The organism is Streptococcus timonensis (assembly GCF_900095845.1).
Taxonomy (GTDB): Bacteria; Bacillota; Bacilli; order Lactobacillales; family Streptococcaceae; genus Streptococcus; species Streptococcus timonensis.
Map to the genome: position 1 here is coordinate 437,747 of NZ_FMIX01000004.1, position 18,021 is coordinate 455,767.

An 18,021-nucleotide genomic window follows, 5' to 3' on the forward strand; every position below is an offset into this window, starting at 1 on the left:
AATAAACCGTTTTCACTTGACAAAAATTGGTCTATACCATATAATAAAAGAAAGCAAAACGGAGGAATTGATTATGAAAATTATTCAAGTGGATAATCCAATTGAAGGTGGGAAAGTTGCCTTTGATATTTTGAAAGAAAAATTAGAAAATGGTGCTAAAACACTAGGACTTGCGACAGGTAGCAGTCCGCTTGAGTTTTATGGAGAAATCGTTAAGAGTGACCTTGATTTTTCAAATCTTACTAGTGTTAACTTGGACGAATATGTAGGACTTGATGGAGAGAATCCTCAATCTTATCGTTACTTTATGCAAGAAAATCTATTTAATAAAAAGCCATTTAAGGAAAGCTTTTTACCTCGTGGTGTCAAAGATAATGCAGAAGAAGAAGTAGAACGTTACAATCAAATTCTTGCAGACCATCCTGTAGATTTGCAGATATTGGGAATTGGTCGCAATGGCCATATTGGATTTAATGAACCTGGCACACCATTTGACAGCCAGACACACCTAGTTGATTTAGATCAATCTACAATTGAAGCAAATGCTCGATTCTTTGATAAAATCGAAGATGTACCTACCCAAGCTATTTCAATGGGAATCAAAAACATCCTAGATGCCAAGTCTATTCTTCTCTTTGCCTACGGTGAGTCAAAAGCAGAAGCTATCGCTGGAACTGTTGAAGGCCCCGTTACTGAAAGCCTTCCAGCAAGTAGCCTTCAGAACCATGATGATGTTATTATTATCGCAGATGCTGAAGCACTTAGCTTATTAAAGTAATAAAAATTTATTGACTATATAATAGGAAGCTATTCAAAATTTTTTGAATAGCTTTTTAAATTCAGGATATCATAAATTTGATTTATCAAACTTTTTCATATATCATATTTTTATAAAAAATGTACGCTATAAAAGGAAAAAATCTAAAAACTTAAAAAAGATAAAATTATAGCAAAAATATATTAAATTATCGGCTTTTTGTTTTCGATTTCATTGACTTTTAAATCGAAATATAGTACTATTATCTTGGATTATTTAATAATTCAATATATTTAAAAAAATAGGGAAAGAAGGAAATATTTAATGGTGAAAAAGTTAAAGAAAAAGCCGTTTTTAATATTTTTTGTATCAGTTCTGACCTTCCTGAGTGCATTGTTCTTATCGACCAATGTCGCTTATGCGGATGGGAAAGAATTAACGGGTGTAGTAACTGATATAAGTGTCCTCAATATGTCGGATTCCAAATTGGAACCGAATAGTGACGGTACTTATCAGATTATTACCAATCGTTCAAATCAGTTCTTTGTTCAATTTGACCTCAAGAAATATGATGGAAAATTGACCAATGGCGATTACTTTGATGTAGATATTCCTACACCAGTAACTGTCTATAATGGAACAACTGAATTGTACGATAAGGAAACAAAAGTAAATATCGGTACAGTAGTTGTTACTGCCAATGGTGATAACCAAGGTGGTAAGGCACGTGTTACTTTGAAGAACCTTGATGAGTTCCAAGCTAAAACAGGTGGGGATATCGTTAAGGGCGTAAAAGGAAACTACGCTATTCAGTTCTTATTCAAGAGTGACCAAACAGCAACACCAATCACTTTCGAAAACAAAGGTGTTGGTAAAACAATCACACATAGCTTTACTTCTAAAACAGTTGACAGCAAGCAAGAAGGTTTCGAAAACTATGCTAAGGTTGGTAACGACGTAGTAAGTAAAGAATGGACTTCAGAAAAGTTAGCAGCTATCGGTTCAGTAGGTAAAGGAGACGTATACTCTCCATGGAGAATCCGTGTTAATACAGGAAAACAAGACTATGGTAAAAACCTAGTTCTTAATGACTTCCTTCCAAACTCAGCTGAGTTTGCTCCTATCCAGTATATCCCAGAGTCATTGGTAGTTTATTCTTCTGCCACATTGAACGATGGTACTTCTCAAGTTCCGGCTGATGCTAAGAAGATGGTAGAAGGTACTGACTATACTGTAGCTTGGAATGAGAACTATACTCAGTTCAACCTTATCTTTGCAGATGGATCTAAAGCATACTGGGTTGAGTACCATACAACTACACCTGGTGATGGTAGAAAAGTTCAAAACGTTATCCAGTTGACTAAAGCAGATGGAACTGCACTTACTCAACGTAGTAATCGTACAAACTTAGATTTTAAAGCTGAACGTGTATCTCTTGTAAAAGGACAAATCGAAGCTTCTACAGCTTTCAAGATTAAGATCAACAAGACAAATGCCTTCACATTGGTTCCAGTTGCAGGCGCTGTTTATACAGTGAAGTCAGAAGACGGAACTATCTCTACAGAATTGACTACAAATGAAAAAGGTGTGGCAATCTCTGATGAGTTTGATCAAAAATATGTCGGTAAGACATTCATCATCAAAGAGAAAACAGCTCCTGCTGGATATACTCTTGATGAAAAAGAATACAAGGTAGTTCTTGGAGCTGAAGGTTCTAAGATTAACCTTCAAGACGAACCAATCGCAGCAGATTTCTCAATTACTGCTAAGAAAGTAATTGCTGGAAATCGTCCAGTAGCCTTGAAAGATGGTGAGTTCAAGTTTGATTTGTACAATGCAAACAACTTGACTACTCCAATTGCTTCAACAACAAACAAAGCAGATGGAAGCATCACATTTGAAGGTTTGAAAGCTAAAGGTCCTGGTACCTACAACTATGTCATCAAAGAAAATACTGAAACAAAAGTTCCAGGTATCACATTTGATGAAAATTCATACGAAGTAACAGTCGTTGTTAAAGCTGAAGGTGGAACACTTAAAGCTGAGGTTACAACTCAAACACCTACTTTAACAAACACATATGAGCCATCACCAGCTCGTGCTACATTCAAAGCAACAAAAGAATTGGTTGGTAAAGAACTTGCTAACGAACAATTTGAGTTTGAATTGAGCGAAGGTGGTAACGTCATTGCAACGTCTTCAAATGGTAAGACAGTCAATGGTGTTGAAGCAGCAACAAATGAAGTAGTCTTCTCAGTTCTTTACACTGAAGCTGGAGACCACGAATATACAATTACAGAAAAAGCTGGTACAGCAGAAGGAGTTACATACTCTAAAGAAAGCTACACAGTTCATGTTAAAGTTGTAGATAACGGTGAAGGTAAACTCGTAGCTACTGTTACAGAAGCAGATGAAGCTCGTAAGTTTACAAACACTTACACTACAACAACAGAGGCTCCAACAACAACTGAAGCTCCAACAACAACTGAAGCTCCAACAACAACTGAAGCTCCAACAACAACTGAAGCTCCAACAACAACTGAAGCTCCAACAACAACTGAAGCTCCAACAACAACAGAGGCTCCAACAACAACTGAAGCTCCAACAACAACAGAGGCTCCAACAACAACTGAAGCTCCAACAACAACTGAAGCTCCAACAACAACTGAAGCTCCAACAACAACAGAGGCTCCAACAACAACTGAAGCTCCAACAACAACTGAAGCTCCAACAACAACTGAAGCTCCAACAACAACTGAAGCTCCAACAACAACTGAAGCTCCAACAACAACTGAGGCTCCAACAACAACAGAGGCTCCAACAACAACAGAGGCTCCAACAACAACAGAGGCTCCAACAACAACAGAGGCTCCAACAACAACAGAGGCTCCAACAACAACAGAGGCTCCAACAACGACTGAAGCCCCAACAACAACTGAAGCTCCAACAACAACTGAAGCTCCAACAACAACTGAAGCCCCAACAACAACTGAGGCTCCAACAACAACAGAGGCTCCAACAACAACTGAAGCTCCAACAACAACTGAAGCTCCAACAACAACTGAAGCGCCAACAACAACTGAAGCCCCAACAACAACTGAAGCTCCAACAACAACTGAAGCTCCAACAACAACTGAAGCCCCAACAACAACAGAGGCTCCAACAACAACTGTAGCTCCAAATAACCAAGGAGATGCTTCAGGCGAAACAACTACAACAACAGAGGCTCCAACAACAACTGAAGCCCCAACAACAACAGAGGCTCCAACAACAACTGAAGCTCCAACAACTGAAGCTCCAACAACTGAAGGACCTACAACAACACCAGAACGTCCTACAACAACACCAGAACGTACAACACCAGAACGTACAACAACTACAACAACAACTCCAGGTAACCCAGGAGGAGATGCAAGTGGTTCTCGTTCAACAACTACAACAGAAGAGGGATCAAGTCTTCCATTTACTGGTGAAGCTACTGGTGCCGTACTTGTATTGGCAGGTGTGGTAATCATGTCAGGAACTGTTGTTATGAAACGTAAATTTACTAAATAATAATTTTTAGAAAATCTACACAATCTTAAAGAGAGCCGAAAGGCTCTCTTTTCAATTTAATGAATGTGAAAGAATCTTCTTAATAGATAAACTGCTTTCTATTAAAACTAGTAAAAGCAAGTCTGAAATTAATAGTGAAAATTAATGGAATAAAGCATTTTAGTCTTGACAAATAACTCTTATCCATGTAAAATAGAATAGATCTTGAACTTGAAGGGAGTGAAAAAAATGTCTAAAACAGTAGTACGTAAGAATGAATCTCTTGACGATGCACTTCGTCGTTTCAAACGTGCGGTTACTAAAGCTGGTACTCTTCAAGAAACACGCAAACGTGAATTCTATGAAAAACCTTCTGTAAAACGTAAACGTAAATCAGAAGCAGCTCGTAAACGTAAAAAATTCTAATTGAAGTGAAAGGCTAGATTTATCTAGCCTTTTTTCAATTTTAAATAAATGGTGGAAAATCAGTTAAAATTAGAAACATCTGACTACAATCTGATATAATAGTAGGGAGAACTCGATTTAAGGAGGATGTTATGTCGGTTTTAGTAAGAGAAGTAATTGAAAAGCTCAGACTAGACATTGTCTACGGTGAAGGTGAAGTGCTTGAAAAAGAAATCATCACTGCAGACATTACGAGACCTGGTCTTGAAATGACAGGCTATTTTGATTACTATACTCCAGAACGAATTCAACTTTTGGGGATGAAGGAGTGGTCCTATCTGGTCACAATGCCCTCCAAGAACCGTTATCAAGTTTTGAAGAAGATGTTTCTATCAGAAACACCTGCTGTCATCGTTGCTCGTGGTTTGGTAGTTCCTGAAGAAATGTTAAAGGCTGCTAGAGAATGTGGAGTGGCAATTTTGACGAGTCGTACTTCAACCAGCCGTCTGTCAGGACAACTATCTAGTTATCTGGATTCTAGATTGGCTGAGAGAACTAGTGTACATGGAGTCTTAATGGATATCTATGGTATGGGAGTACTCATCCAAGGAGATAGTGGTATCGGTAAAAGTGAAACAGGTCTTGAATTGGTAAAGAGAGGCCATCGACTAGTTGCTGATGACCGTGTTGATATCTATGCTAAAGATGAAATGACACTATGGGGTGAGCCGGCTGAAGTCTTAAAACATTTGTTGGAAATCCGAGGAGTTGGTATTATCGATGTTATGAGCCTTTACGGTGCTAGTGCTGTTAAAGATTCTTCACAAGTTCAACTTGCTGTTTACCTTGAAAATTATGGTATAGATAAGGAATTTGACAGATTGGGAAATAATCCTGAAGAACTAGAGATTTCTGGTGTAACTGTACCACGTATTCGCATTCCTGTTAAAACAGGACGTAATATTTCAGTAGTAATAGAAGCGGCTGCAATGAATTATCGTGCTAAGGAAATGGGCTTTGATGCAACTCGTCTTTTTGAAGAACGTTTAACAAATCTAATTGCTCAAAATGAGGTGCGAAATGATTGATCCAATAGCTTTTCAAATTGGCCCCTTTGCTGTTCGCTGGTATGCTATCTGCATTGTATCTGGATTAATTCTAGCAGTTCTTCTTGCAATGAGAGAAGCACCCAAAAAGAAAATTTTATCTGATGATATTATTGACTTTATACTAGTAGCCTTTCCTCTGTCCATTATTGGTGCAAGACTCTACTATGTCATCTTTAAGTTTGACTATTATAGTCAACATATTGGAGAAATCTTTGCTATATGGAATGGTGGTCTCGCTATTTATGGTGGTTTAATTACAGGTGCTATTGTTCTATACATCTTTGCGGATCGAAAGCTGATTAATACATGGGACTTCCTAGATATTGCAGCACCAAGTGTCTTGATTGCCCAGAGTCTTGGACGTTGGGGAAATTTCTTTAACCAAGAAGCTTATGGCGCAGTTGTAGAGAGTCTTGACTACTTGCCTAGTTTCATTAAAAATCAAATGTATATTGATGGCTCATATCGACAACCAACCTTCCTGTACGAATCTATTTGGAACCTTATTGGTTTTAGTTTAATTGTTATTTTTAGACGCCGATTAAATGGTATTCGTCGTGGTCATATCACAGCTTTTTATCTGATTTGGTATGGATTTGGCCGTATGATTATTGAAGGAATGCGCACAGATAGTTTGATGTTCTTTGGACTTCGTGTTTCGCAATGGTTATCAGCTATCCTAATCGCATTAGGTATTTATATTATTTTCTATCAGAAACGAAAAAAAGCACCATTTTATAACATAAAAAAGGAGAATTAACATGTTAGAAACGTTTTATATTATTGTTGCTATTGTTTTGATTGTTTTCTTGGTTTACTTAACCTTAACTGTTCAAAAATTTGGGAGAGTTGCTGACCAGGCTGAAAAGACTTTGAACACTTTAACTTCTGATGTAGATGTTACTCTTCACCATACAAATGAACTACTTGCAAAGGTAAATGTCCTTGCAGATGATGTCAATGTCAAAATTGCCACTATTGATCCACTTTTTACTGCAGTAGCTGATTTATCAGTATCTGTATCAGATTTAAACCAACAGGCACGTGTCTTAAGTAAAAAAGCTTCATCAGCTGGTTCAAAAACTTTAAAGACTAGCGCTGGCCTATCAGCTATTCGTGTCGCAAGTAAGTTTTTCAAAAAATAATAAAGGAGTAAGCTCATGGGAAAATTATCATCAATCCTTTTAGGAACCGTTTCTGGTGTTGCAGTTGCCTTGTTCTTAACAAGTGACAAAGGTAAACAAGTTAAAAGCCAAGCGCAAGACTTTATTGACGATTTAAGAGAAGATCCAGAATATGCTAAGGAACAAGCTCTTGAAAAATTGACAGAAGTTAAAGAACAAACCAGAGATTTTGTTCTAAAGACAAAAGAACAAGTAGAATCAGGCGAAATTACTTTGGATTCAGTTCTTGAAAAATCTAAATCTTTAGCTCAACAAGCCACTGAAGTTTCAAAAGAGACCTTGAATAGTCTCAAGGAACAATTGGAAGAAAAAGTAGTTGTTGAAGCCCCAGAAGACGGTCAAGAAATCATTATTGAAATCGAAGAAGATTAAAATAGAAATCACCATTTTTGATTCCCTTAGAGTCGAAGATGGTGATTTTTTTCTTGAGGCAAGTCTTTGTGGTATAATAAATAATATGCAGAAGAAACCAACATCAGCTTATGTGCACATTCCATTTTGCACACAAATCTGTTATTATTGTGACTTTTCAAAGGTCTTTATTAAAAATCAACCGGTAGATAGCTATCTAGAACATCTACTGCAAGAATTTCATTCTTATGACATTCAGAAGTTGCGTACTCTCTATATTGGGGGAGGGACACCGACAGCCTTGTCTGCGCCACAGTTAGAGGTGCTTCTGGATGGATTGACTAAAAACTTAGATTTGTCAGTCTTAGAAGAATTAACCATTGAGGCTAATCCTGGTGATTTGGATGAGGATAAGATTGCAGTTTTAAAGAATTCGGCTGTCAATCGTGTTTCGTTGGGTGTGCAAACATTTGATGATAAAATGCTGAAGAAAATTGGTCGAAGTCACTTGGAGAAAGATATCTATGAAAACATTGATCGTCTAAAGTTAGCAGGGTTTGATAACATTTCCATTGACTTGATCTACGCTCTTCCAGGTCAAACCATGGAGCAAGTAAAAGACAATGTTGCCAAGGCCATCGCTTTGGACATTCCCCACATGAGTCTCTATAGCTTAATTTTGGAAAACCATACGGTCTTTATGAATCGTATGCGTCGTGGGAAATTACCACTTCCTAAAGAAGAAGTAGAAGCTGAAATGTTCGAATATATCATTGCTGAATTAGAGCGTGCTGGTTTTGAGCATTACGAAATTTCAAATTTTTCAAAACCAGGTTTTGAAAGTCGTCACAATCTTATGTACTGGGATAATGCTGAGTATTATGGTATAGGTGCAGGTGCGTCTGGCTATGTAAACGGTGTTCGATATAAAAACCATGGTCCAATCCGCCATTATTTGAAGGCAGTAGAAGAGGGAAATGCTCGCATCCATGAAGAACATCTAAGTCTAAGGGAACAAATGGAAGAAGAGATGTTTCTTGGACTTCGCAAGAAGACAGGAGTTTCAAAAGCAAGATTCGAAGAAAAATTTGGTACATCTTTTGAAAATATATATGGTCAAGTTGTAAGAGATTTGTGTCATCAAGGTCTTTTACAAATAGAAGATCAGCAAATACGAATGACAAAAAAGGGTCTCTTTTTAGGAGATACAGTAGCAGAAAGATTTATATTGGAGTAGAATTATGGGCTTAACTTATCAAATGAAAACCAAAATCCCTTTTGATATGTCAGATATCAATGGACATATCAAATTACCAGATATTATCTTGCTGTCTTTGCAAGTATCTGGAAGCCAGTCAGCTCAACTAGGTGTCAGTGATAAGGATATACTAGAGCGTTATAATTTGGTCTGGATTATTACGGAGTATGATATTGACGTTATTAGACTTCCTCGTTTTGCAGAGGAAATTACAATTGAGACAGAAGCCTTGAGTTTCAATAGACTCTTTTGCTACCGTCGTTTTACTATCTACGATGAATCTGGTCAAGCTATTATTCAAATGCTGGCTACTTTTGCTCTTATGGATCGAGATAGTCGAAAGGTACACAATGTGGAAGCGGAGATGGTTGCTCCATATCAATCTGAGTTTTCGAAAAAAATTATCCGTGGACCTAAATATCTTGATTTGGAAAATCCATCAAGTAAGGATTATCATGTTCGCTTTTATGATTTAGATATGAATGGGCATGTCAATAACAGTAAGTACTTGGACTGGATTTTTGAAGTGATGGGTTCTGAGTTTTTGATGGAACATATCCCTAAAAAAATCAATCTCAAATATGTCAAAGAGGTAAAACCAGGAGGAATGATCTCATCTAGTTATAGTCTGGATGGACTTACAAGTAATCACCAGGTGGTTAGTGATGGAGCAATAAACGCAAAAGCTATTATCGAATGGACTAAGAAGGGGTGAAAATGACTTATAAAGGTTATTTAATCGATTTAGACGGAACAATTTATAAGGGTAAAGACCGCATCCCTGAAGGAGAAGCTTTTGTTCATGAGTTGCAAAAGCGTGCTATTCCCTACCTTTTTGTTACTAACAATACAACTCGCACACCTGAAAGTGTTCAGGAAATGTTGGCCAAGCAGTTTGATATTGATACTCCAGTTTCAACTATTTATACTGCAACACTTGCAACAATTGATTATATGAATGATCTAGGACTTGAAAAGAGTGTTTATGTAATTGGTGAAGCGGGTTTAAAAGAAGCTATTCAAGTAGCAGGCTATCTTGAAGATAAAGAAAACCCTGCCTATGTGGTTGTAGGTTTGGACTGGCAAGTAGACTACGAAAAGTTAGCTACTGCAACACTTGCAATTCAAAAAGGTGCTCACTTTATTGGGACCAATCCTGATTTAAACATACCAACCGAGCGAGGACTATTACCTGGCGCTGGTTCATTCATTACTTTGTTAGAAGCGGCGACTCGAGTTAAGCCTGTTTATATTGGAAAACCAAATTCAATTATTATGGAAAAAGCAGTTGAGCGTTTAGGACTTGCACGTGAAGACTTGCTCATGGTAGGGGATAATTATCTGACAGATATCCGAGCTGGTATTGATAATGGAATTCCAACTTTGTTAGTAACTACTGGGTTTACAAAAGCTGAAGAAGTGCCAAATCTTCCTATTGCACCTACTCATGTTCTATCAAGCTTAGCGGAGTGGAATTTCGATGAGAACTAAACTAATTTTTGGAGCAAGCCTGCTTTTTCTACTGTCACTTGCTATCTTAGTAACCATTTATCTTGCTTGGATTTTATACCCTTTTGAGATTTCTTGGTTAAATCTAACAAATCGAGTTCATCTGAAATCAGACATTATTCAGTATAATTTTCATATCCTAATGGATTATTTAACCAATCCTTTCAATCCAGTATTGGAAATGCCAGATTTCCCTTCGTCTGAATCAGGTTTACATCATTTTGTGGTTGTAAAGGGACTCTTTCACCTAGCGCAAGGAGTAGCAATCGTAACTCTACCGATTTTCTACCTTTTTTGGAAGCAAGTCATTCAGAAGGGTTTTCTGTCTCTATATCGCAGAGGTCTCTTGATTATGCTGTCTTTACCTTTGGTTCTTGGTTTAGTTGGCGTCTTCATTGGTTTTGAACAATTCTTTACCTTGTTTCATCAGATTCTATTTGTAGGTGATGATACCTGGCTTTTTGATCCCGCTAAAGATCCAGTCATTCTCATCCTACCAGAGGATTTTTTCCTGCACTGTTTTATACTCTTTTTTGTTACTTATGAAATTTTATTTGGACTTTTTTACTTTAAAAGTAGGAGAAGGTTATAAATTAATATAAAAGTTTATGGTAAATGAAGATTTCTATTTGAAAAATGTATACGCTTAAATAAAGGAACAATCATAACTAGTATATATCTATAAAGAGTGTCTATTTTTAAATAAAAATAGGCTTTTTTTATGGAAATAACTAGTCAAGCGCTTAAATTTGTTGTATAATAAAATCAGAAAAGTATGCAAAGAAGAGAAAAGCATGATTACACTATTTTTATCACCGAGTTGTACATCATGCCGTAAGGCAAAGGCTTGGCTTCATAATCATAAGGTGCCTTTCCAAGAGCACAATATTATGACTAGTCCTTTAACAAGAAAAGAGTTACAACATATTCTTTCCTTGACCGAAAACGGTACTGATGACATTATTTCAACTCGTTCAAAGATTTTTCAAAAATTGAATATTGATGTGGATAGTATCTCAGTATCGGAATTGCTTCGTTTAATCGAGCAGTACCCGAGTCTTTTGCGTCGTCCAATTATCATAGATGACAAACGGATGCAAATCGGTTTTAATGAGGACGAAATCCGAGCTTTTCTTTCAAGAAGTTATCGAAAACAAGAACTGAAGGAAGCTACCTTGAGAGCTGGTATAAATTAGATGAATAAACAATATAGTTACCCACTAGATTTTTCGTGGAGCACTGAAGAACTTGCTTCAGTGCTTTCTTTTTTTAATGATGTTGAAGTTGCCTATGAAGGAAAGATAGAAGCAAAAAAATTATTAGATTCTTATAAAGAATTTAAGATAGTAGTTCCAAGTAAGAGTGAAGAAAAACGTTTGGGACGGGAATTTGAAACAGCCAGTGGCTATTCTTTCTATCGAGCAGTTCAAATGGCTAAAGAAAAAGGGGAAGGGATGATTTCACTTGGAAAATAAATTTGCCTTTGCTAAAGAAATTGTCAGAGAGGCTGCGAGCTATATCCGAAAACATATGAAAGACGACCTTCATATAGAGAGAAAATCTTCTCCGACAGATTTGGTGACCAAGTTGGATAATGAAGTACAGACTCTCCTGATTGATAAGATTCGCTCGCGCTATCCAAATGATTTGTTCTGTGCAGAAGAAGGAGACTTAAAAACTCCTGTTGATCAAGGTTCTGTTTGGGTCATTGATCCTATTGATGGAACCAATAATTTTGTTGCCCAAGCTGAAGATTTCGCTATCATGGTAGCTTATTTCGAAAATGGTCAAGGACAATTCGGTATTATTTACGATGTCATGAAAGATGTTTGTTACCATGGTGGAGGTGTATTTCCAGCTTATTGTAATAATGAACTCTTGCCTCCTTTTAAAACCAAACCTTTAAGTGATTTTCTAGTGGCCATTAATGCAGGGATGTTAGAAACGAATGCTTGGGGTGTGGCTGATTTAGGAAATGCCTCACTTGGAGTACGAGTTTATGGAAGTGCCGCTATCAGTTTCTCGAAAATTTTATCTGGTCAGTTGTTGACCTATATTACTTATCTGCAACCTTGGGATTACGCAGCTGCAAGTATCTTGGGTAAAAATCTCGGATATCAAGTTATTACTCTCTCTGGGGAAGAACCTGATTTTCAGACTTGCCAACCAGTCATGATGGTTCCAATAGAAATGTTATCAGAAATTCGATCCTATATTTACGAAAGGAAACCATAAATGAACTTTCCAGAAGGATTTGTAAAAAAATATGAAGAAATACTTGGAGATGAGGCAAGAGCTTTTCTTGCCTCTTTTGATGATGATGCAGTTTCCGCCTTTCGTATCAATCCCTTAAAAGAAGCTCAAGGCACTTTCTCTGCCCCTATTCCTAACACACCTTGGGGCTACTATGGAAAAGTATCTGGGAAATCTCCTGAACATGTGACAGGCTTGGTTTATTCTCAGGAGCCAGCTGCTCAAATGGTAGCTCAGGTAGCCCAGCCATGTCCTAGAATGAAAGTATTAGATCTGGCAGCAGCGCCGGGCGGCAAATCAACTCAATTAGCTGCTTACTTAGCAGGTGATGGTATTTTAGTTTCTAACGAAATTTCAAACAAGCGCGCCAAAATCTTAGTGGAAAATATGGAACGCTTTGGTGCAACTAATGTCGTTGTGACCAATGAATCTGCAGAACGTTTAGCCAAGGTCTTTAAAGGTTATTTTGACCTGATTGTTCTAGATGCACCTTGCTCAGGAGAAGGGATGTTTCGTAAACAACCTGACGCTATGGATTATTGGAGTGTCGATTATCCTAGTCAGTGCGCTAGTTTACAACGTGAGATTTTAGAAGATGCAGTTACAATGTTGGCTGAAGGAGGTCAACTTGTCTATTCTACTTGTACTTGGGCTCCAGAAGAAAACGAAGAAATCATTAACTGGCTCATAGGTAACTACGATTTTGAATTGATTCCAATCCAACACATCAATGGAATGACTCCTGGGATTGACTTACCTGAAACAGCTCGGATGTACCCTCATCTCTTTAAGGGAGAAGGTCAGTTTGTTGCTCATCTTCAGTTTAAGGGACAAAATAAGACTGGGAAGTTCAAGCCTTCGAAGACGAATCTCAGTCGTGAACAGTTGAGTTTGTGGCAAGATTTTGAGAAAAATCATTTAAAAGAAAAACTGACCGGTGTCCTACAAGTTTTTGGTGACCAACTATATATTTTGCCAAGCGAATTACCAGACTTGAGTAAGCTCAAAATCGCTCGTAATGGACTTCATCTAGGAACTTTCAAGAAGAAGCGCTTTGAACCTAGCTTTGCTCTTGGTTTAGCTTTAAAACCAAGTCAAGTTAAGCAGTCCGTTGTTATCAGTCAAGAAGACTTTGTCAAATATGTGGCTGGTGAAACGATTCAGCTAGGTGAAAGTCTACAAAATGGCTGGTATCAAGTCCTAGTTCAAGGAAATGGTTTAGGATTTGCTAAAGTAACTGGGAATACCCTGAAAAACTATTTCCCTAAGGGCTTGCGATTCAGGTAAAAAACTAGTCAAAGCTAGTATTCTATGTTATAGTGGAAGTAAGGATGATTTTGTAAAATACATGAAAATATTCAAATCTTCCAATCTATTCACCATTATTTTCAAGGAGACAAATAGTGAAAAAAAGAAAAAAGCTTGCCCTATCTCTTGCAACTCTTTTGCTTGCTGGGTCGCTAGCGGGATGCGCTAGTTGGATTGATCGTGGGGAGTCTATGACTGCTGTTGGGTCAACTGCCCTCCAACCTCTAGTTGAAGCTGCCGCAGATGAGTTTGGCTCAAGAAATATCGGAAAAACAGTCAATGTTCAAGGAGGTGGTTCTGGTACGGGTCTGTCTCAAGTTCAATCAGGAGCAGTAGATGTCGGAAACTCAGATGTATTTGCCGAGGAAAAAGACGGGATCGATGCCTCTGCCTTAGTTGACCACAAGGTAGCTGTTGCGGGTATAGCTGTTATCATCAACAAAGAAGTAGATGTTGATAATCTTACGACAGAACAACTTCGCAAAATTTTTACAGGTGAAATTACCAACTGGAAGGAAGTTGGTGGTAAGGATTTAGCTATTTCTATTATCAACCGTGCTGCTAGCTCAGGTTCTCGTGCTACCTTTGACAGCGTGATTATGGATGGAAAATCAGCAATACAAAGTCAGGAACAGGATTCAAACGGTATGGTTAAATCAATTGTTTCTCAAACACCGGGTGCTATTTCTTACCTAGCCTTCGCCTATGTTGATGACTCAGTAGCGACTATCAAACTCAATGGTTATGAGCCAATCTCAGAAAACGTTACAACCAACAATTGGCCCTTGTGGTCTTATGAACATATGTATACACTTGGTGAGCCAAATGAATTGGTTGCCGAATTCCTAAACTTTGTCCTTTCAGACGAAGCGCAGAATGGAATTGTTAAAGGAATGGGCTATATTTCTGTTAAGGAAATGAAGGTCGAAAAAGATGCTGTAGGTACTGTGACAGCGCTAGAAGGGAGCCAATAATGAATCAAGAAGAATTATCAAAAAAATTGCTCTCTCCTTCAAAAAATTCTCGTCTTGAGAAATTAGGAAAAGGACTAACCTTTGCCTGCCTATCTTTGATTGTTATCATTGTTGCAATGATTTTGATCTTTGTAGCCCAAAAAGGCTTGTCAACCTTCTTTGTTAATGGTGTGAATATCTTTGATTTTCTTTTTGGTGCAACTTGGAATCCGTCTGGTAAACAATTTGGTGCCCTTCCAATGATTTTAGGATCCTTTATTGTTACCATCCTGTCAGCTCTTATTGCAACACCATTTGCCATTGGTGCAGCAGTCTTTATGACAGAGGTGTCTCCAAAAGGAGCCAAGATTCTGCAACCGGCTATCGAACTCCTAGTTGGGATTCCTTCAGTAGTTTATGGATTTATCGGATTGCAGGTCGTCGTACCATTTGTACGTAGTGTCTTTGGTGGAACAGGGTTTGGAATCTTGTCAGGAATTTTTGTTCTTTTCGTTATGATCTTGCCAACTGTTACCTTCATGACTACAGATAGCCTACGTGCCGTGCCTCGTCACTATCGTGAAGCTAGTTTGGCTATGGGAGCAACTCGCTGGCAAACTATCTGGCGTGTAACCTTGAAGGCTGCTCGTTCAGGTATTTTTACGGCAGTAGTTTTCGGAATGGCTCGTGCCTTTGGTGAGGCCCTTGCGATTCAAATGGTTGTCGGTAACTCAGCAGTTATCCCAACTTCATTGACGACACCAGCAGCGACTCTGACATCCGTTTTGACCATGGGAATCGGAAATACTGTCATGGGAACAGTTGATAATAATGTTCTTTGGTCACTGGCCTTAGTATTGCTTTTGATGAGTCTGGCCTTTAACAGTGTTATTAAATTGATTACAAAAGAGAGAGGAACGAAAAACTATGCACGCTAAGAAATTAGATAAACTTGCAACAGCTGTCCTCTACACCATCGCAGGAATCATTGTGACCATTCTAGCTTCCTTGATTCTTTATATCTTGGTTCGAGGCTTACCTCATGTTTCTTGGTCATTCTTGACAGGAAAATCATCCTCATATCAAGCAGGTGGTGGTATTGGGATTCAGCTCTATAATTCCTTTTTCCTTTTGGTGATTACCTTATTTATCTCAGTACCTCTATCAATGGGAGCTGGAATTTTCCTAGCAGAGTATACTAAAAAAGGTCGGATTACAAATTTTGTCCGTACCTGTATTGAAATCTTGTCTTCGCTACCATCTGTCGTTGTAGGACTCTTTGGTTACCTCATCTTTGTAGTCCAGTTTGAGTATGGATTTTCGATTATTTCAGGCGCCTTGGCTTTGACCGTCTTTAACCTACCTCAGATGACTCGTAATGTTGAAGATAGTTTGAAACACGTTCACCATACGCAACGTGAAGCTGGTTTAGCACTTGGAATCTCTCGTTGGGAAACAGTCCTTCATGTCGTGATTCCTGAAGCTCTTCCCGGTATTGTAACGGGGATCGTGCTTGCATCAGGTCGTATCTTTGGTGAAGCTGCAGCCCTTATCTATACAGCAGGTCAATCTGCACCAGCTCTGGACTGGTCTAACTGGAATGTTCTCAGCGTAAGTAGTCCAATCTCAATCTTCCGTCAAGCAGAAACCTTGGCTGTTCATATCTGGAAAGTCAACAGTGAAGGAACTATTCCTGATGGAACTTTAGTTTCAGCAGGTTCTGCAGCGGTGCTCCTCATCTTTATCTTGATCTTTAACTTCGGAGCACGTAAACTCGGAAGCTATCTACATAAGAAATTAACCGCTGCCTAAAGGAGAAGCCATGTCAAAATATAATTGGGATGAAAGGCATATCATTACTTTTCCAGAAGAAAAAGTGGCCCTCTCTACTAAGGATTTACATGTTTACTACGGTAAGAATGAATCCATCAAGGGCGTGGATATGCAATTCGAAAAAAATAAAATTACAGCCTTGATCGGACCGTCAGGTTCTGGGAAATCAACCTACCTACGCAGTCTCAACCGTATGAATGATACCATTGATATTGCTAAGGTTACAGGCCAAATCCTCTATCAAGGAATTGACGTTAACCGTCCTGAAATCAATGTTTATGAAATGCGTAAACATATCGGAATGGTTTTCCAACGTCCAAATCCATTTGCTAAATCAATCTACCGCAACATCACCTTTGCACATGAACGTGCAGGAGTTAAGGACAAGAAAGTTCTTGATGAAATTGTAGAAACCTCACTTCGCCAGGCTGCCCTCTGGGATCAGGTCAAAGACGACCTTCATAAGTCAGCCTTGACGCTTTCAGGTGGTCAACAGCAACGTCTCTGTATCGCTCGAGCTATTTCTGTAAAACCAGACATCCTCTTAATGGATGAGCCGGCATCAGCCTTGGACCCTATTGCGACAGCCCAGCTTGAAGAAACCATGTTGGAGTTGAAGAAGGACTTTACCATCATCATCGTGACCCATAGCATGCAACAGGCTGCGCGTGCAAGTGACTATACTGGATTTTTCTACTTAGGTGATTTAATTGAGTACGATAAAACGTCAAACATTTTCCAAAATGCGAAGCTACAGTCTACCAATGACTATGTAACTGGACACTTTGGATAGAAAGGAAACAGTATGACAGAACCGATTTTACAGGTCAAAGACCTGTCTGTTTATTACAATAAAAAGAAGGCTTTGAATGGTGTTTCCTTATCTTTCCAACCCAAGGAAATTACAGCTCTTATAGGTCCATCAGGATCAGGAAAATCAACCCTGCTCAAGGCTATCAATCGTATGGGAGATTTAAATCCAGAGGTGACCACTACTGGTTCAGTGGTTTATAATGGTCACAATATTTATAGCCCACGTACCGATACGGTTGAATTACGTAAGGAAATCGGAATGGTTTTCCAACAACCTAATCCATTCCCAATGTCCATCTACGAAAATGTTGTTTATGGACTAAGGATTAATGGAGAGAAAGACAAGCAAGTCTTGGATGAAGCTGTAGAGAAAGCTTTGCAAGGTGCTTCTATCTGGGATGAGGTCAAGGACCGCTTGCATGATTCTGCAATTGGTCTGTCTGGTGGACAGCAGCAACGTGTCTGTGTCGCCCGTGTTTTGGCAACTAGTCCAAAGATTATTCTCTTGGATGAGCCAACCTCAGCTTTAGATCCTATCTCTGCTGGGAAAATCGAAGAAACCCTATATAGTCTCAAGGACAAGTACACCATGCTATTGGTTACTCGTTCCATGCAACAAGCATCTCGAATCTCTGATAAAACAGGCTTTTTCCTCAATGGAGATTTGATTGAATTTAACGATACCAAGGAAATGTTCCTCTACCCTCAACATAAGGAAACTGAGGACTATATTTCAGGTAAATTTGGATAAGGA

The 18,021-nt window shown here is 38.5% G+C and carries 20 protein-coding genes; all 20 read left to right on the forward strand.

From position 1 onward, the window contains the following. Positions 1–73: 73 nt before the first annotated feature. The 20 genes from BQ2679_RS05340 (at position 74) to pstB (BQ2679_RS05435) (ending at position 18,018) form a co-directional block, all read left to right on the forward strand. Entirely contained in the window at positions 74–778 is a 705-nt protein-coding gene (locus BQ2679_RS05340) for a glucosamine-6-phosphate deaminase (RefSeq protein ID WP_075567057.1), read from the forward strand. 303 nt (positions 779–1,081) lie between these two features. Continuing rightward, complete coding sequence (locus tag BQ2679_RS05345; protein WP_244491699.1) at positions 1,082–4,312, forward strand: Spy0128 family protein; 3,231 nt, start codon at positions 1,082–1,084, stop codon at positions 4,310–4,312. Between the two features lie 228 nt (positions 4,313–4,540). Continuing rightward, the gene (gene rpsU, locus BQ2679_RS05350; RefSeq protein WP_000048054.1) at positions 4,541–4,717 is read left to right on the forward strand and encodes a 30S ribosomal protein S21; all 177 of its coding nucleotides are present in this window, start codon (positions 4,541–4,543) and stop codon (positions 4,715–4,717) included. Between the two features lie 131 nt (positions 4,718–4,848). Next, positions 4,849–5,784 (forward strand): HPr(Ser) kinase/phosphatase, encoded by a 936-nt coding sequence (hprK, locus tag BQ2679_RS05355; protein WP_075567059.1) that lies wholly within the window; start codon positions 4,849–4,851, stop codon positions 5,782–5,784. Next, the gene (gene lgt, locus BQ2679_RS05360; protein ID WP_075567061.1) at positions 5,777–6,565 is read left to right on the forward strand and encodes a prolipoprotein diacylglyceryl transferase; all 789 of its coding nucleotides are present in this window, start codon (positions 5,777–5,779) and stop codon (positions 6,563–6,565) included. The genes hprK and lgt overlap by 8 nt, the downstream gene beginning before the upstream one ends. Position 6,566: 1 nt before the next feature. Further along, a complete protein-coding gene (locus BQ2679_RS05365) occupies positions 6,567–6,950 on the forward strand; it encodes a DUF948 domain-containing protein (protein ID WP_075567063.1) in 384 nt (127 codons plus the stop codon). 15 nt (positions 6,951–6,965) lie between these two features. Then, a complete protein-coding gene (locus BQ2679_RS05370; RefSeq protein WP_075567065.1) occupies positions 6,966–7,361 on the forward strand; it encodes a YtxH domain-containing protein in 396 nt (131 codons plus the stop codon). An 85-nt stretch (positions 7,362–7,446) separates the two neighbouring features. Next, a complete protein-coding gene (gene hemW / locus BQ2679_RS05375) occupies positions 7,447–8,577 on the forward strand; it encodes a radical SAM family heme chaperone HemW (protein WP_075568057.1) in 1,131 nt (376 codons plus the stop codon). 4 nt (positions 8,578–8,581) lie between these two features. Then, positions 8,582–9,313, forward strand: coding sequence for an acyl-[acyl-carrier-protein] thioesterase (locus tag BQ2679_RS05380; protein ID WP_075567067.1), 732 nt, complete (start codon positions 8,582–8,584; stop codon positions 9,311–9,313). Between the two features lie 2 nt (positions 9,314–9,315). Then, the gene (locus tag BQ2679_RS05385; protein ID WP_075567069.1) at positions 9,316–10,089 is read left to right on the forward strand and encodes a TIGR01457 family HAD-type hydrolase; all 774 of its coding nucleotides are present in this window, start codon (positions 9,316–9,318) and stop codon (positions 10,087–10,089) included. After that, the gene (locus tag BQ2679_RS05390) at positions 10,079–10,699 is read left to right on the forward strand and encodes a TIGR01906 family membrane protein (protein WP_075567071.1); all 621 of its coding nucleotides are present in this window, start codon (positions 10,079–10,081) and stop codon (positions 10,697–10,699) included. The genes BQ2679_RS05385 and BQ2679_RS05390 overlap by 11 nt, the downstream gene beginning before the upstream one ends. Before the next feature lie 202 nt (positions 10,700–10,901). Then, positions 10,902–11,303, forward strand: a complete 402-nt coding sequence (locus BQ2679_RS05395) for a Spx/MgsR family RNA polymerase-binding regulatory protein (RefSeq protein ID WP_075567073.1) — start codon at positions 10,902–10,904, stop codon at positions 11,301–11,303. Next, complete coding sequence (locus tag BQ2679_RS05400) at positions 11,304–11,582, forward strand: UPF0223 family protein (RefSeq protein ID WP_075567075.1); 279 nt, start codon at positions 11,304–11,306, stop codon at positions 11,580–11,582. Further along, positions 11,572–12,342 carry an inositol monophosphatase family protein gene (locus BQ2679_RS05405; protein WP_075567078.1) on the forward strand — a complete coding sequence of 257 codons (771 nt, stop codon included), beginning with the start codon at positions 11,572–11,574 and terminating at the stop codon, positions 12,340–12,342. Before BQ2679_RS05400 ends, BQ2679_RS05405 begins: the two co-directional genes overlap by 11 nt. After that, a complete protein-coding gene (locus tag BQ2679_RS05410) occupies positions 12,343–13,647 on the forward strand; it encodes an RsmF rRNA methyltransferase first C-terminal domain-containing protein (RefSeq protein WP_075567080.1) in 1,305 nt (434 codons plus the stop codon). Positions 13,648–13,763: 116 nt separating this feature from the next. Next, on the forward strand, positions 13,764–14,642 hold the full coding sequence (locus tag BQ2679_RS05415) for a phosphate ABC transporter substrate-binding protein PstS (RefSeq protein WP_075567082.1): 879 nt from the start codon (positions 13,764–13,766) through the stop codon (positions 14,640–14,642). After that, on the forward strand, positions 14,642–15,559 hold the full coding sequence (gene pstC, locus BQ2679_RS05420) for a phosphate ABC transporter permease subunit PstC (RefSeq protein ID WP_075567085.1): 918 nt from the start codon (positions 14,642–14,644) through the stop codon (positions 15,557–15,559). The genes BQ2679_RS05415 and pstC overlap by 1 nt, the downstream gene beginning before the upstream one ends. Beyond that, the gene (pstA, locus tag BQ2679_RS05425) at positions 15,549–16,433 is read left to right on the forward strand and encodes a phosphate ABC transporter permease PstA (RefSeq protein ID WP_075567093.1); all 885 of its coding nucleotides are present in this window, start codon (positions 15,549–15,551) and stop codon (positions 16,431–16,433) included. Before pstC ends, pstA begins: the two co-directional genes overlap by 11 nt. Positions 16,434–16,443: 10 nt before the next feature. Next, positions 16,444–17,247, forward strand: coding sequence for a phosphate ABC transporter ATP-binding protein PstB (pstB, locus tag BQ2679_RS05430; RefSeq protein ID WP_049495489.1), 804 nt, complete (start codon positions 16,444–16,446; stop codon positions 17,245–17,247). A gap of 12 nt (positions 17,248–17,259) precedes the next feature. Beyond that, positions 17,260–18,018, forward strand: coding sequence for a phosphate ABC transporter ATP-binding protein PstB (gene pstB / locus BQ2679_RS05435; RefSeq protein WP_075567095.1), 759 nt, complete (start codon positions 17,260–17,262; stop codon positions 18,016–18,018). Positions 18,019–18,021 lie beyond the last annotated feature (3 nt).